This window comes from Ralstonia sp. TCR112 (assembly GCF_007997035.1).
Lineage (GTDB): Bacteria > Pseudomonadota > Gammaproteobacteria > Burkholderiales > Burkholderiaceae > Ralstonia > Ralstonia edaphi.
This window is the reverse complement of sequence record NZ_VOSS01000020.1, coordinates 13,830-29,239: the sequence shown is the minus strand read 5'-3', so window position 1 is coordinate 29,239 and position 15,410 is coordinate 13,830. Positions and strand designations below refer to the sequence as shown.

Here is a 15,410-nt window from a genome sequence, read left to right as displayed (position 1 = left end):
AAATTTCTGGCGTGAATCTGACCGTTCTTGACAGAATTCCGGACAGAACCCGTCATCACCTACTTCCGTGGGGATTCGTTCGGACTAGGCCTGGCGCAACGTTCGCCGGCTGAGCCATCGGCCTACGCTCACGACCAGCAGCGCCCCAACGCACCCCACCACTACATCCGCATACGGCACGGCGCGCTCGAACCACGCCGCATCAATCGGATCGGTGACCAGCATGTCGCCGGCCAGATAGCCAAGCAGCGCCGCCCCGAGCGTGATGATGACCGGGAAGCGCGCCATGACCCCCACCAGCAGCGTGCTGCCGAACACGATCAGCGGTACGGACAATCCAAGCCCCAACACCAGCAGCAGGAACGTCGTGCCGGGCGGTCCTTTCTCGGCCGCGGCGGCCACAGCGACCACGTTATCGAGCGACATCACAAAGTCGGCGATCAGGATGGTCTGGATGGCGGGCCACAGGCCGGCACGCTGATGGCGATCGGCGGCTTCGTCTTCGGCTTCCGTCAGCAGCTTCACGCCGATGTAGGCCAGCAGCAGTGCACCAATCGTTTTCAGGTACGGCAGCGCAAGCAGCTTGACGGCCAGCACGGTCAACACCACGCGCAGCACAATGGCGCCGGCGCTGCCCCAGAAAATGGCCCTCCTCTGCTGGCGCTTTGGCAAGTTGCGCGCGGCCAGCGCGATGACCACCGCGTTGTCGCCCGACAGCACGATGTTGGTCAGGATGATGGAGCCGAGTGCGAACCAGAATGCGCTTGAGGTGAGCGCCATAGTGTTCTCGAAGATGTCCTTGCGGGTTGGCGGGGAAATCGGTTTGCAGCGTCTTGGGTGCTTATACACATGTCGTGCCTGGATCGCATGCTGCATCGCGATCAAACAAAAACGGGAGCCGAAGCCCCCGTTCTCGCACAACCTCAAACCTTGCCGATTACAGCATCGCCTTGAGCAGACGCGCCATTTCCGACGGGTTCTTGGTGGTCTTGATGCCGCACTCTTCCATGATGTCGAGCTTGGCTTGTGCGGTGTCGGCACCGCCCGAGATCAGCGCGCCGGCGTGGCCCATGCGCTTGCCCGGAGGAGCCGTCACGCCAGCGATGAAGCCAACCACCGGCTTCTTCATGTTGTCCTTGATCCAGTAAGCCGCGTTGGCTTCGTCCGGACCGCCGATCTCGCCGATCATGACCACGGCGTCCGTTTCCGGATCATCGTTGAACATCTTCATCACGTCGATGTGCTTCAGACCGTTGATCGGGTCGCCGCCGATACCGACTGCCGACGATTGACCCAGGCCCAGCGCGGTGAGCTGGCCCACGGCTTCGTACGTCAGCGTGCCCGAGCGCGACACCACGCCGATGCGGCCCTTGCGGTGAATGTGACCCGGCATGATGCCGATCTTGATTTCGTCCGGCGTGATCAGGCCCGGGCAGTTCGGACCCAGCAGCAGCGTCTTGCTGCCGGCCTTACGCATCTTGTCCTTGACCATCATCATGTCGCGCACGGGGATGCCTTCGGTGATGCAAACCACCAGGTCCAGTTCGGCTTCGACAGCTTCCCAGATGGCATCAGCGGCGCCTGCGGGCGGCACGTAGATCACCGACACGGTTGCGCCGGTCTGTGCCTTGGCGTCCTTGACGGTTGCGTAGATGGGAATGCCTTCGAAATCTTCGCCGGCCTTCTTCGGGTTCACGCCGGCGACGAAGCAGTTCTTGCCGTTGGCGTAGTCGCGGCAGCCGCGGGTGTGGAACTGGCCGGTCTTGCCGGTGATCCCCTGGGTGATGACCTTGGTGTCTTTGTTGATCAGAATCGACATGCTGTAATCCTTGGTTGCAGCGAGCCGCGCCGTCGTACGGTTGCGTACTTCGAGGCGCCGCCCGCGTTCGCGTATGGTTGGGTCAGCGGGCGGCTTACTTGCCGGCGGCTGCGGCCACGACCTTCTCGGCGGCCTCTGCCATCGTGTCTGCGGCGATGATGGGCAGACCCGAGTCAGCCAGCATCTTCTTGCCGAGGTCTTCGTTGGTGCCCTTCATGCGCACGACCAGCGGCACCGACAGCGACACAGCCTTGGCCGCCGCGATCACGCCTTCGGCAATCACGTCGCAACGCATGATGCCGCCGAAGATGTTGACCAGGATCGCCTTCACGTCCGGGTTCTTCAGCATCAGCTTGAAGGCTTCGGTCACTTTCTCGGTGGTGGCACCGCCGCCCACGTCGAGGAAGTTGGCCGGCTCGCCGCCGAACAGCTTGATGGTGTCCATCGTCGCCATGGCCAGGCCGGCGCCGTTCACGAGGCAGCCGATGTTGCCGTCGAGCGAGATGTAGGCCAGGTCGAACTTCGAGGCTTCGATTTCCGCCGGGTCTTCTTCATCCAGATCGCGGTAGGCGACGATTTCCGGGTGACGGAACAGCGCGTTCGAATCGAAGTTGAACTTGGCGTCCAGTGCGATGACCTTGCCGTCACCGGTCAGGATCAGCGGGTTGATTTCAGCTTGCGAAGCGTCGGTTTCCCAGAACGCCTTGTACAGGCCTTGCAGGGCTTGGCGAGCTTGCGCGATCGAAGCATCCGGCACGCCGATCTTGCGGGCGATGTCGTCAGCCTGCGCGTCTTGCAGACCGGCTTGCGGATCGATCAGCAGCGTGTGGATCTTTTCCGGGTGCGTTGCGGCGACTTCTTCGATGTCCATGCCGCCTTCGCTCGAGGCCATCAGCGCCACTTGCTGCGACACCCGATCCACCACCAGCGACACGTACAGTTCCTTCTTGATGTCCGCGCCTTCCTCGATCAGCAGACGCTTGACCAGCTTGCCTTCCGGACCGGTCTGGTGCGTCACCAGCGTCATGCCGAGGATGCTGCTGGCGTATTCCTTGACCTGCTCCATGCTCTTGGCAACCTTCACGCCGCCGCCCTTGCCACGGCCACCCGCATGAATCTGCGCCTTCACGACCCACACCGGGCCGCCCAGGGTTTCAGCAGCCTTGATGGCCTCGTCGACCGAGAAGGCCGGAATGCCGCGCGGAACCGGCACATTGTATTTGCGCAGGATTTCCTTGCCTTGGTACTCATGGATATTCATGCGTGTTTCCTTTGCTAGGCAGAGTGAGTGTGATGAGTATTGAAAACGCGAACAGCGCGGTGCCCTTCAGGACGAGGGCTCGGGCGCGAGTTCGGTGGGTGGCGGTTGGATCTTGGCTTCAGGCTGGTATGCAAACCAGCGCGGGTAATGCTTGCGGACCACCTCGCCTTCAAGATGCAGGGCATGGCAGCCGTGGAGTTGGTACGGCGGCTTCTCGCCAGGCTCGATCGGACGCAGGTCGGTGGAGTTATCGCGCACCGGAAAGACATCGCCGGCGAAGGCCTGGATGGCGGCGGTCGGCAGCACGCCACACAACTCGGTCAGATGCGTACAGCCCGCCACGCCGCCGAGTCTCTCACGCGAGGCCTTTCGAAAACCCTTCATCAGGTTCAGGCCGATGAGTTTGCGGTAGGCCGGGCCGATCGTGTCGCAATGTGTAGGGTACGGCACCCAGTCGGAACACGCTTCGGCATCCACGACGTTCATGCGGGTATCGATGGTCACGCGCAGCCACAGGTCATGCAGCGGCTGGCCTTCGGGACGCACGCCGCCGCTGGCCAGGGGGATATCGCGAGGCTTGGTGTCGGTCAGGCGCGCTTCAATGTCCCACAGGCCGTCTTCCCGCAAATAGGCCTCCACCGTGATGGCACGGCGGTGGCGCATGACGCGCGGGACGGGGGCAGACAGAGGCATGGACCAGACAGACCGATAGGACCGATGGAGGCGGCACACGCGGATCGCGCGCATCGCCTACGGGACGTATGCGACAGCGCATCAGCCGCCACACACGAACATACCGCCCTGCAACCAGAATTGAGGTTCGGGGCGGTATCAAAGACCAGTATTTTAACACGTCGTCACGGCCAAGCCGGTCGCCTGCTGCAATGCAGTGCGAAAGCGGTTGCAACAACCGCGTGAGGTGCAACCAACGCGATTCATGCGCAGCCGGATTGTCCGAGCGAATTGTTGGGAGATGGACGGCATTCAAGCCGACTCGTCGCCATCTTCCAACAGTTCATCGGCCCCGGCGATGATGCGCGACACGACGGAACGGGAGAAACCGCGGGCCATCATGTAGCGCACCTGCTTGGCGCGTTCGACCAGGTCCGCCGGCGGGCGGCCGAAGCGCTTTTCCCACAAGGCTTTGGCTCGCGCCGCCTCCGTACTTTGCAATTGCGCCTTGACCTCGCCCAGCGTCTCTGCGCCAAGCTGATGGGTTTTCAGCTCCTGCATCAGGCGAGCCGTACCGTAACGGCCAGCGCGGCGGTGCACCATGCTCTCGGCAAAGCGCGTGTTGGAGAGCCAATTCTCGCCTTCCAGCCAATCCAGCAGCGCGTCGACCTCTTCGACAGACTCGGCGTGCGGCACCAACTTACGGCGCAATTCGACGCGACTGTGCTCGCGCCGAGACAGATAGCCCAGCGCACGAGCCTTCAGCGATAACGGTGGGCGCGGCAACGGCATACGATTTCAGGCTCAAAAAGAAAACGCCCGCCGTTGGGGGACGGCAGGCGTATGAAGCTCGATAGAGCCGTCGATCTGCGCCGACGGCCAACCCAATTACTCTTCTCCGATTTCCTCGGCCACTGCGACGGCGCCCATCGGCGTCACGCCCAGTGCTTCGCGAACCTTGTTCTCGATGTCACGGGCGAGGTCGGGGTTCTCGCGCAGGTATTCACGGCAGTTGTCGCGGCCTTGGCCGATGCGCTCACCGCCGTAGCTGTACCAAGCGCCAGACTTTTCGACGATCTTGGCTTCCACACCAAGGTCGATGATTTCGCCTTCGCGCGACACACCCTGGCCATAAAGGATGTCGAAAATGGCTTCGCGGAACGGCGGCGCCACCTTGTTCTTGACGACCTTGACCTTGGTTTCGTTGCCGACCACGTCGTCGCCCTTCTTGATCGAGCCGATACGGCGGATGTCCAGACGCACCGAAGCGTAGAACTTCAGTGCGTTACCACCCGTGGTCGTTTCCGGCGAGCCGAACATCACACCGATCTTCATGCGGATCTGGTTGATGAAGATGACCATGCAATTGGTCTTCTTGATGGTGCCGGTCAGCTTGCGCAGCGCCTGGCTCATCAGACGGGCCTGCAGGCCGGGCAACGCGTCGCCCATTTCGCCTTCAATTTCAGCCTTCGGCACCAGCGCGGCCACCGAGTCGATGACGATCAGGTCAACCGAGCCCGAGCGCACCAGCGCGTCGGCAATTTCCAGAGCCTGCTCACCCGTGTCCGGCTGGGAGATCAGCAGGTCCGGCACGCTGACGCCAATCTTGTCCGCATAAGTGACGTCAAGCGCATGTTCTGCGTCGATGAAGGCACACGTGCCGCCCAGCTTCTGCATCTCGGCAACCACTTGCAGTGTCAGCGTGGTCTTACCCGACGATTCCGGACCGTAGATTTCAATGACGCGGCCGCGCGGCAGGCCGCCAACGCCCAGCGCCACGTCCAACCCGAGCGAACCCGTCGACACGACCTGGACCGGCTCGACCTCGGCGTCGCCCATCTTCATGATGGAACCCTTGCCGAACTGCTTTTCGATCTGCGCGAGCGCGGCAGCCAGCGCCTTCTGCTTTTCTGCGCTCATCGCGGCTGCCTTCTTACCGTCTTCCATGGTCGTCCTTCGTGCAAATTGGTGTATAAATGGGCCGCAAGGGCTTGCGATTCCAGCGGTTGCCTGCAACAACGGGCCGCTGGCTGATTGCCCCGACGCGACCTATTCCATGACTTTAGCGCCGCCAAGACTACAGCACCGCGAATTCGGAGTACTGTATAAAAAACCAGTGGTTTTGACAAGTCTCCAGAACAGATGTCGCGCGAAAACAATGTAGCGGGCGGGATGGGCAAGGTATCTTGCCCGGCATCGCGGGGAGACACGCATGCGCATCCTGATTGCCGAAGACGACGCCACGCTGGCTGACGGGCTTACACGCTCGCTGCGCCAGGCGGGTTATGCCGTCGACCAGGCCTCCGACGGGGCGACTGCCGACGCGGCGCTGTCCGCGCAGACGGCCCAGACCTATGACCTGCTGATTCTCGATGTGGGCCTGCCCCGTATGTCGGGGCTGGAGGTCCTCAAACGCCTGCGCTCGCGCGGGGCCATGCTGCCGGTGCTGATCCTGACCGCCGCCGACAGCGTGGAAGAACGCGTCAAGGGCCTGGACCTGGGCGCCGACGATTACATGGCCAAGCCTTTCGCGCTGTCCGAGCTGGAAGCACGCGTGCGTGCACTGGTGCGACGCGGCACGGGCGGCGGCGCCACACTCGTGCGCCACGGCCCGCTGGCATTCGACCAGGTCGGGCGCATTGCCTATATCCATGATCAGGTGGTGGAACTCTCGGCGCGCGAGATTGGGCTGCTGGAGATTCTGCTGGCGCGCGTCGGCCGCCTGGTGTCGAAAGAGCAGCTGGTCGACCACCTCTGCGGCTGGGGCGAAGAAGTCAGCAACAACGCCATCGAGGTCTACATCCACCGGCTGCGCAAGAAGATCGAAGTGGAAGGCCTCCGCATCGCGACCGTGCGCGGGCTGGGCTATTGCCTGGAACGCATGGCCACCCCCACGACCACCACCGCGACTGCTGCCCATGGGTGATCGGCTGGCCTGGCCGTGGCGTCGGCATCGCGCATCGCTGCGCGAGCGCGGCGACACGGCGCCCGGGGCCAATGGCCGCGACGACGACAGCGACCTCGCCGATACCCTCCCCCACCTCGAAGACGACGCCACGCGGCCCGTCGCCCGGTCCCTCTTCGGCGAAATTCTCGACTGGATGCTCGCGCCGCTGCTGTTGCTGTGGCCAATGAGCATTGCGGTGACGTACCTGGTGGCCAAGTCGATTGCGAATGCGCCATACGACCGCGCGTTGGAATCGAGCGCGATCGTGCTCAGCCAGCAACTGCGCGAAGTCAACGGACGCGTGACGCTGCAGTTGCCGATCTCCGCGCGTGAGATTTTGCGTGCGGACGAAACCGACAACATTTACTACCAGGTGCTGGGCACCAACGGCGAGTTTGTCTCCGGGGACCGCGACCTGCCGCTGCCGCCCGAAGAAGACGCCAATGCGGGCGGCCTCGTGCAACTGCGCGACGACCACATCCACGGCACAGAGATCCGCGTTGCCTATACCTTTGTGCAGCGGCCGGGCTCGGACGGCAAACCCGCTCTGGTCCAGGTGGCGGAGACGCTCGACAAGCGCGCGCAACTGGCCAACGAAATCATCAAGGGCGTGATCCTGCCGCAGTTCGTGATCCTGCCGTTGGCGGTGATCCTGGTGTGGTTTGGGCTCACGCGCGGGCTGGCGCCGCTCAATGCGATCCAGGAGCGCATCCGCGCGCGCAACCCCGGCGACACCAGCCCCATCGACGAAGGTGCCGCGCCGCAGGAGCTGACGCCGCTGGTGGCATCGTTCAATGACTTGCTCGGGCGCCTTGAGCAATCGGTGCACACGCAGAAGCGCTTCATTGCGGATGCCGCGCATCAGATGAAGACGCCGCTGGCCGGTCTGCGCATGCAGGCTGAGTTGGCACAGCGCGAACAGTCGCCCGACGAACTGCGCCGCACGCTCGCACATATCGCCGACAGCTCGGATCGCACCGCGCACCTCGTCAAGCAGCTGCTTTCGCTCGCGCGCATGGAAAACATGGGGGCCACCGACGGCATGGTGCCGCTGGATATCTGCGCGCTGTCGCGCCAGGTGGTGGCCGACTGGCTGCCCAAGGCGTGGGCCAAGCAGATCGACCTCGGCTTCGAGGAGCCTGGGCCGCCCGTCACGATTTCGGGCAACGCGACGATGCTCGCCGAGATGCTCAACAACCTGCTCGACAACGCGATCCGCTACACGCCCGACGGCGGACATGTCACCGTGCGCGTGACCACCGCGCCGTTCGAGCCGTTCGTCTTCATCGACGTGGACGACACCGGCCCCGGCATCCCCGTGGCGGAGCGCGAACGCGTGATGCAGCGCTTCTACCGCATTCTCGGCACGCAGGCCGAGGGCAGCGGGCTGGGCCTGGCCATCGTGCGGGAAATCGTGCAGCAGCACGGCGGCGACATCGAGGTGCTCGACAACGTGTATCAGGCGTCGCCGCGGCTGGCGGGGGCGCGCTTTCGCATCACGTTGCATCGCGCCTCCCTCGGCGACGAGGCCACCGCATGAGCATCACGCCCGGAACCCCGGCGCGCCGCCGGTGGGTTGCCAACATGCGCTGGATCGCGGCGCTGCTCGCGATGTGGTTTGTGGTGACGTTCGTGGTCGCCTTCTTTGCGCGGGACCTGTCGATGCACGTCTTCAACTCGGACTGGACCTTCGCCTACTGGGTCGGCGCGCAGGGTGCGCCCATCGTCTATGTGCTGATTACCGTGCTGTATGCATGGCGCACCAACCGCGCTGCGGATGCAGCCACACAAGACGACGAAGCGGCGCAGGGCGACGGGTCGGAACCCACCCAGCCGCCGTCCATCTGACACCGCGCCGCGCGCGTTATGCCGCCCCCAAGTGGCGCAGCTTCACAAAGGCCAACGCGGCCATTACCGCGTCGTTGAGCGCCTCGTGCGCGTCCCACGTCGGCAAATCCAGTTCCTTCATGACGGTGGCGAAGCGCAGGTCCAGATCGGGATCGCCCTGCTGCCGATACGGCGGCAGCTGGCGAAACTGATGGTCGTAATACAAGGCGGAGACTTCAATCTTGGGCTGCGGCAGACCGATGCCAAGCATAGGCATCACCACCCGATTGAGCATCGCCACATCGAACTCAAGGTAGTAGCCCACCAAAGGCCTGCTGCCGATGAAATGCAGCAGTGTGTGGACGGCCTGCTCGATCGACACACCGCTGTCCAGGTCGCGATTGCGCAGACGATGCACGCAGATGCTTTCGGGGCGCATCTCGCCTTGCGGGCGGATCAGCAACTCCAGGCATTCGCTGGTCAGGATGCGATTGCCGACAATACGGACGGCGCCGATGGAGATGATTTCGTCGGTGCGCACGTTCAGGCCGGTGGTCTCGCAATCGAGCGCGATCCACTCGTCTAAGGGCGGAGCGTCGAACAGGAAGCGGAACGCCGGATCGCGCAACCTGCGCAGCAGGCGCCGCTTGCGCAGTGCCTGCAGCCAGGCAGAAAAACCGCCGCCGATGATCACATCCACTCCGTCCGCCAGCGTTGCCGCAGCAGCGCCTTGAACCGTTTGACCGCGCCCAGCGCGTCCTTGAGCAGGTCACGCTCCAGCGACGACAGGCGCGCCAGATGCACGTCGCACGACAGCGGTTGACGCGCCTCGAGCTCCGCGAGCCCGGCCTTGAGCCGCAGCGTCATCAGGAAGTGCAGGCTCTCGGCCAGCTCGCCAGCCATCTGCGCATCGAGGGCCTCGGCACGCACAAGCGCGTCCAGGCGCGGCACGGTGCCGGTCTCGTCGAGTATCTGGTGGGCGAGTGCAAGGCTGCGCACGCCGTGGACGATCGGGAAGATGCCCTCCTTCTTCACGTCGATGACCGGATCGGGATCGGCAAACCCCAGCAGGCGATCGCGCCAGCCCGGCGCGGAACTGAAGGCTTCAACAGCAGCGGCAAAGCGGCCCAGAACGGCGTCGTTGTCGATCGTCAGTTCCAGCAACGTCCGTCGCAGTTGTTTGAGCAACGCGGCATCGCCGCACACCGCATGGGCATCGAAGAAGATGGCCAGATGCATCAAGCCCTCGGGGCTTGGCAGGATCAGCCATTCGCGAATGCGCCGCGCAAAGTCGCTTGCGTTCATGCACCACTCAGGCCGGCTGAGCATGATGCCGCCGGGGCAAGGCGGGTAGCCGAACGCGGCCAGCGCGTCGGAGAAGCGCGTGACGATGTGCTGCAGATCACCCGGAGGCACATAGCCATCGCGCAGCACCAGCGCGTTGTCCTGATCGGTCTTGAGCAGTTGCTCGCCACGCCCCTCGCTGCCCATGACGAACAGGCAACTGTTTTCCACCAGTTCCGGTGGCGCGATCATCTGCCAGGCACGCTCAAACAGGCGCGCGTTGATTTCGCGTACGAGGCTGGCAACGTGGTCAATGCGTGAGCCGCCACGCGTGAGCAGCGCGACCATCCGCGTGATCTGCGCGGCCACCTGCGCGAGCGCGTCTAGATCCTGCGCCAGGTTGATCTGCACGGTCAGCAGATACGAATGATTGGCCAGGAAGCTGAACACATCCAGCGATTCAAGCAGACCCAGAATATCGTCCCCCTGCGTGACGACCAGGCGGTGAACGCGGTGGCGCAGCATCAGCGTCAGGGCGTCGCCGATCTGTGCGGAGGCGGGCACGGTGATGAGCGAGAACTGGCTCATCTGCCCCACCGGCAGACGATCCAGCGGTGTGCCCTGCAGGACGGCGCGCTGCAAGGAGCTGCGTGTGAAGATGCCCACGCGCGGTGGGCTGCTGGTGCCATCACGCACCAGCACGTTGGAAGTGTTATGTGCCTGGAACAGCTTGACCACGGACACCACGTCCGTGTCGGCGTCAACAAAATGGGCGGGCCGGATGAAGGCGTCGCTGACGTGCGAGACGGCCAGCGACTGCATCGTTTCCATGCTTTGCCGCTGCGCAATGGCGCTGAGCTTGCTGCCCAGATCGGAGAACAGCAGCGCGCCAAAAGTGGCGTTGGCGGCAATGAGGTCACGCACGGCCTGCCGCGCAACCTGATAGACGACGACTTCTTCAGCAGCAACGAAGCGGCTGCTCGCCTTGCCGGCCACCAGCGCTCGGCCGTCAAAGCAATCGTCGGGGCCATAGGTGGCGATGAGCTCGTCGCCGTCGTACTGGGCGACGTGGCCTTTGATGATCAGGAACAGGTGCAGCGGTGCAACACCCGTATCGAGAATGGTCTGCCCTTCCGGGTAGTAGCCGATGTCGACGGCTTCGCGCACCAGGCGCTGCTCGTCCTGGTTCAGGCAGTCGAACGGCCAGACGGCGAAGCTGAAAGCGCTGGGCATGGTTGCCTTGGAGGCGGGCGATGCGATGCGTCGCCCGCCTCCGATCAGCGTGAGCAGTTGCCGATCAGTGGCCCGATGCGCCAGCCGCACCGAGGCCCGTTTCCGAGCGAACCTGCTGCGCGGCAAACGACGCCTTCTCGTTCTTGGCGCGAACACTGCTGTCCAGCACCGAGAACAGCCACACGCCGACGAAGCCGATCGTCATCGAGAACAGCGCCGGCGACGTGTACGGGAACCACGCCGAACCCTTCGGATAGCCGAGCGTGGCTTCCCACACCGATGGCGACACGATCGTCAGACCCACCGACGAGATCAACCCCAGGAACCCGCCGATAACGGCTCCACGCGTGGTGCAGCCCTTCCACAGCATCGAGAGGAACAGCACCGGGAAGTTGGCCGACGCCGCCACCGCAAACGCCAGCGACACCATGAACGCGATGTTCTGCTTCTCAAACGCGATGCCCAGCAGCACGGCGATCACGCCCAGCACCAACGTGGTGATGCGCGACACCCGCAGCTCATCTGCGCTGTTGGCCTTGCCATGCTTGAAGACCGTGGCGTAGAGATCATGCGACACCGCCGACGCACCCGACAGCGTGAGCCCCGCCACCACCGCCAGAATCGTTGCAAAGGCCACGGCCGAGATGAAACCGTAGAACACATCGCCGCCCACCGTCTTGGCCACCAGCACAGCAGCCATGTTGGCCGTGCCCGCACCGCCCTTGATGACGCCCTTGGCCACGTCGGACAGTTCCGGGTTCGTCAGGACCAGCGTGATCGCACCAAAGCCGATGATGAAGATCAGGATGTAGAAGTAGCCGATCCAGGTGGTCGCCCAGAAGACTGATTTGCGCGCTTCCTTGGCATCGGGCACCGTGAAGAAACGCATCAGGATGTGCGGCAGACCGGCGGTGCCGAACATCAGCGCCATGCCGAACGAGATGGCCGAGATCGGGTCCTTGATGAAGCCACCCGGCGCCATCACCGACAGACCGATCTTGGCGGCCTCGTCAGGCGATTTGCCTGCGTTGGCTGCAATGGCCGTCTTGACCTGCACGGCCTTGGCGAACAGCGCCTCCAGGCTGAAACCGTACTGCGCCAGCACCATGATGGCCATGAACGTCACGCCGGCCAGCAGCAGGCACGCCTTGATGATCTGCACCCAGGTGGTTGCAGTCATGCCGCCGAAGAGCACGTAGACCATCATCAACGCGCCGACGATGACCACCGCGATCCAGTAATCCAGCCCGAACAGCAGCTTGATGAGCTGGCCTGCACCCACCATCTGAGCGATCAGGTAGAACGCCACCACCACCAGCGTGCCCACGGCGGCAAAGCTGCGGATGGGGCCTTGCTCGAACCGGTAGCCGGCCACGTCTGCAAAGGTGAACTTGCCGAGGTTGCGCAGCCGCTCTGCCATCAGGAACGTGATGATCGGCCAGCCGACCAGGAAGCCGATGGAGTAGATCAGGCCGTCATACCCGGAAGTCATCACGGCGGCGGAAATGCCCAGGAAGGACGCTGCCGACATGTAGTCGCCCGAGATGGCCAGGCCATTCTGGAAGCCGGTGATGCCGCCCCCGGCCGTGTAGAAATCTGCCGCAGAGCGCGTACGCTTGGCAGCCCACTTCGTGATCCAAAGCGTGCCGGCCACAAACAATGCGAACAGCACGATGGCAGTGGTGTTGGTTTCCTGCTTGGCGGTCTGTCCGACATCGCCGCCGGCAGCCAGAGCGGCTCCGCAGGCGCCAGCGGCCAGCAACGCCACCAGCAGGATCGAAAGCATCTTCTTCATTTGGCGACGTCCTTCAGGATGTCCTGCGTCAGTTGATCGTATTCGCTGTTGGCCCGGCGTACGTAGATGCCGGTAATGACGACGGTGAAGATGATCACCGCCATACCGACGGGCACGCCCACGCTCATCACGCCTGTGCCCACGGGCTTGGCGAGAAACGGCTTATCGAATGCGATCAGCGCGATGTAGCCGTAGTACACGGCCAGCATCAGCACTGTCAGAACGAGGCCTAGCTTGTTGCGCCGCTGTTTGAGCTGCGCATATTTCGGATGCGCCTCGATTTTTCCTACCAATCCATCCTGCATCGCCTGTCTCCTGGTTTGCTCTTGGAATGTGTGCGGCGATTCTGGATAGCGAAACTGACTGAACTCTTACTCACGCCGTCGGCGGCGGTTTACTGCGATAGTGGTTTTCCCTAGCGCTGCAAAACAACGTAAGAAACCGCAGACGACATCCAGTGGAAAACGGGCGGCGCGGCCGCTCGGATCGCCCGAAGCGAGGTTGGCGATCGCCCCCCATCTTGTGCGTTTGCACATTCGCAGTAGGTGCGCATGCCGTCTGGCGAAGCACCGCCGGCCTGGTGTTCGATGATGCAGCGCACGCATTCCGGCAAGGGGGCAGATCGCAGCACCAGCAGTCCACGCCGCAAGCCCAAGTGCTTGATTTCTTTGAGATCGGAACCGCCCCTCGCGTGCATCGAAAGGCACATGCCTGTCAGAACGCCGTAAGTTTCGGCTCCCACAATCCTTGACACTTCCGCGGGCGAAAAGCGTTTGCGTTGTCATGTCAGTGCCCAGCGGGACGACCTACGACAAAAACAGGAGACAACATGGCAACCGTGCAAAGTGCACCGAACGCGCCCGCCGGGCGCGTGCAGCCCGCGCCCATGACGAAGGAGGAGAAGAAGGTCATCTTCGCCTCGTCGCTGGGGACGGTGTTCGAGTGGTACGACTTCTATCTCTACGGCTCGTTGGCGGCCATCATCGCCAAGCAGTTCTTCTCGGGCCTGGACCCCACGGCGGGCTTCATCTTTGCGTTGCTGGCGTTTGCCGCTGGCTTCCTGGTACGCCCGTTCGGCGCGCTGGTGTTCGGCCGTCTGGGCGACATGATCGGGCGCAAGTACACGTTCCTGGTCACCATCGTCATCATGGGTACGTCGACGTTCATCGTCGGCCTGCTTCCGTCATACGGCACGATTGGCGTCACCGCGCCGATCATCCTGATCGCGCTGCGCATGCTGCAAGGTCTGGCGCTGGGCGGCGAGTACGGCGGCGCTGCCACGTATGTCGCCGAGCATGCCCCGCACGGCCGCCGCGGCGCGTACACGTCATGGATCCAGACGACGGCCACGCTGGGCTTGTTCCTCTCGCTGGTCGTCATCCTGGCCGTGCGCGAACTGACCGGCAAGGCGTTCGACGACTGGGGCTGGCGTATCCCGTTCCTGGTCTCGATCCTGCTGCTCGCCACGTCGGTGTACATCCGCCTGTCGATGAGCGAATCGCCGGCATTCCAGAAGATGAAGGCCGAGGGCAAGACCTCCAAGGCCCCGCTGACGGAAGCGTTCGGCCAATGGCGCAACCTGAAGATCGTGATCCTGGCGCTGATCGGCCTGACCGCCGGCCAGGCTGTGGTCTGGTACACGGGCCAGTTCTACGCGCTGTTCTTCCTCACGCAGGTGCTGAAGGTCGACGCCTTCACGGCCAACGTGCTGATTGCCGTGGCGCTTGCCATCGGCACGCCGTTCTTCGTGTTCTTCGGGTCGCTGTCGGACCGCATCGGCCGCAAGAAGATCATCATGGCCGGCTGCCTGCTGGCGGTGCTGACCTACTTCCCGCTGTTCAAGGCGCTCACGCACTACGCCAACCCGGCGCTGGAGCGTGCCCAGCAGACCGCGCAGATCACCATCACGGTCGATCCGAAGGAGTGCTCGTTCCAGGGCAGCCCGATCGCCCGCGAGGTGGACTTCCGCTCGTCGTGCGACATCGCCAAGCGTACGCTGGCGCAGGCGTCGGCCAGCTACGAGACGGTCGAAGGCCCGGCCGGCACGGTGGCCTCGGTGTCGATCGCGGGTAAGCAGATCAGCTCGCTCAACGCCACCCGTACGCCGGACGGTCAGAGTTTCGACGCCGACAGCAAGACGAAGATCGCCGACTTCAAGAAGCAGGTGAGCGAGTCGCTCAAGGCGGCCAACTACCCCGCCAAGGCCGATCCCGCCCAGATGAACACGGTCATGGTGCTGGTGATCCTGGTGATCCTGGTGATCTACGTGACCATGGTCTACGGCCCGATCGCGGCGATGCTGGTGGAGATGTTCCCGACGCGCATCCGGTACTCGTCGATGTCGCTGCCGTATCACATCGGCAACGGCTGGTTCGGGGGCCTGCTGCCGACCATCTCGTTCGCCCTGGTAGCCCAGAACGGCAATATCTACCATGGTCTGTGGTACCCGATCTGGATCGCGGCCATCACCTTCGTGATCGGTGTGCTGTTCGTGCGCGAGACCAAGGATGTGGATATTTATCGCAACGACTGACGCAGGGGGTTGACATATTCGCCGAAGACGGTAGAATCC

The 15,410-nt window shown here is 63.5% G+C and carries 14 protein-coding genes; 4 read left to right on the top strand and 10 right to left on the bottom strand.

From position 1 onward, the window contains the following. Window positions 1-84 precede the first annotated feature (84 nt). The 6 genes from FUT88_RS07305 to recA all read right to left on the bottom strand — a co-directional run bounded on the left by FUT88_RS07305 (window position 85) and on the right by recA (window position 5,699). The gene (locus FUT88_RS07305; protein ID WP_147214416.1) at window positions 85-780 is read right to left on the bottom strand and encodes a TerC family protein; all 696 of its coding nucleotides are present in this window, start codon (window positions 778-780) and stop codon (window positions 85-87) included. 157 nt (window positions 781-937) lie between these two features. After that, window positions 938-1,819, bottom strand: coding sequence for a succinate--CoA ligase subunit alpha (gene sucD / locus FUT88_RS07300; protein WP_009239052.1), 882 nt, complete (start codon window positions 1,817-1,819; stop codon window positions 938-940). A 94-nt stretch (window positions 1,820-1,913) separates the two neighbouring features. Further along, window positions 1,914-3,080: an ADP-forming succinate--CoA ligase subunit beta gene (sucC, locus tag FUT88_RS07295; protein ID WP_147214415.1), complete on the bottom strand. Its 1,167-nt coding sequence runs from the start codon at window positions 3,078-3,080 to the stop codon at window positions 1,914-1,916. A gap of 66 nt (window positions 3,081-3,146) precedes the next feature. After that, window positions 3,147-3,773 (bottom strand): DUF2889 domain-containing protein, encoded by a 627-nt coding sequence (locus FUT88_RS07290; RefSeq protein WP_102064571.1) that lies wholly within the window; start codon window positions 3,771-3,773, stop codon window positions 3,147-3,149. Window positions 3,774-4,064: 291 nt separating this feature from the next. After that, the gene (gene recX / locus FUT88_RS07285; protein WP_147214414.1) at window positions 4,065-4,544 is read right to left on the bottom strand and encodes a recombination regulator RecX; all 480 of its coding nucleotides are present in this window, start codon (window positions 4,542-4,544) and stop codon (window positions 4,065-4,067) included. 96 nt (window positions 4,545-4,640) lie between these two features. Next, the gene (recA, locus tag FUT88_RS07280) at window positions 4,641-5,699 is read right to left on the bottom strand and encodes a recombinase RecA (protein WP_027678137.1); all 1,059 of its coding nucleotides are present in this window, start codon (window positions 5,697-5,699) and stop codon (window positions 4,641-4,643) included. A gap of 265 nt (window positions 5,700-5,964) precedes the next feature. Between recA and FUT88_RS07275 the strand changes: the two genes are divergently transcribed. Genes FUT88_RS07275 through FUT88_RS07265 form a run of 3 tightly spaced genes read left to right on the top strand, consistent with a single transcriptional unit; the run spans window position 5,965 to window position 8,547 of the window. Beyond that, on the top strand, window positions 5,965-6,678 hold the full coding sequence (locus tag FUT88_RS07275) for a response regulator transcription factor (RefSeq protein WP_147214413.1): 714 nt from the start codon (window positions 5,965-5,967) through the stop codon (window positions 6,676-6,678). Next, window positions 6,671-8,239: a sensor histidine kinase gene (locus tag FUT88_RS07270; RefSeq protein WP_147214412.1), complete on the top strand. Its 1,569-nt coding sequence runs from the start codon at window positions 6,671-6,673 to the stop codon at window positions 8,237-8,239. The genes FUT88_RS07275 and FUT88_RS07270 overlap by 8 nt, the downstream gene beginning before the upstream one ends. Continuing rightward, window positions 8,236-8,547 (top strand): sodium/substrate symporter small subunit, encoded by a 312-nt coding sequence (locus FUT88_RS07265; protein WP_147214411.1) that lies wholly within the window; start codon window positions 8,236-8,238, stop codon window positions 8,545-8,547. Before FUT88_RS07270 ends, FUT88_RS07265 begins: the two co-directional genes overlap by 4 nt. Window positions 8,548-8,563: 16 nt before the next feature. Here the strand turns inward: FUT88_RS07265 and FUT88_RS07260 are convergent, their stop codons facing one another. The 4 genes from FUT88_RS07260 to FUT88_RS07245 all read right to left on the bottom strand — a co-directional run bounded on the left by FUT88_RS07260 (window position 8,564) and on the right by FUT88_RS07245 (window position 13,143). Continuing rightward, entirely contained in the window at window positions 8,564-9,217 is a 654-nt protein-coding gene (locus FUT88_RS07260) for a 3'-5' exonuclease (protein ID WP_410003872.1), read from the bottom strand. Further along, window positions 9,217-11,043 carry a DUF294 nucleotidyltransferase-like domain-containing protein gene (locus tag FUT88_RS07255; protein ID WP_147214410.1) on the bottom strand — a complete coding sequence of 609 codons (1,827 nt, stop codon included), beginning with the start codon at window positions 11,041-11,043 and terminating at the stop codon, window positions 9,217-9,219. The genes FUT88_RS07260 and FUT88_RS07255 overlap by 1 nt, the downstream gene beginning before the upstream one ends. 64 nt (window positions 11,044-11,107) lie before the next feature. Continuing rightward, on the bottom strand, window positions 11,108-12,838 hold the full coding sequence (locus tag FUT88_RS07250; RefSeq protein ID WP_147214409.1) for a cation acetate symporter: 1,731 nt from the start codon (window positions 12,836-12,838) through the stop codon (window positions 11,108-11,110). Beyond that, window positions 12,835-13,143 carry a DUF485 domain-containing protein gene (locus tag FUT88_RS07245; RefSeq protein ID WP_147214408.1) on the bottom strand — a complete coding sequence of 103 codons (309 nt, stop codon included), beginning with the start codon at window positions 13,141-13,143 and terminating at the stop codon, window positions 12,835-12,837. The genes FUT88_RS07250 and FUT88_RS07245 overlap by 4 nt, the downstream gene beginning before the upstream one ends. A gap of 524 nt (window positions 13,144-13,667) precedes the next feature. Here FUT88_RS07245 and FUT88_RS07240 point away from each other — a divergent pair. Then, window positions 13,668-15,371 (top strand): MFS transporter, encoded by a 1,704-nt coding sequence (locus FUT88_RS07240; protein WP_147214407.1) that lies wholly within the window; start codon window positions 13,668-13,670, stop codon window positions 15,369-15,371. The last annotated feature ends 39 nt before the right edge of the window (window positions 15,372-15,410 follow it).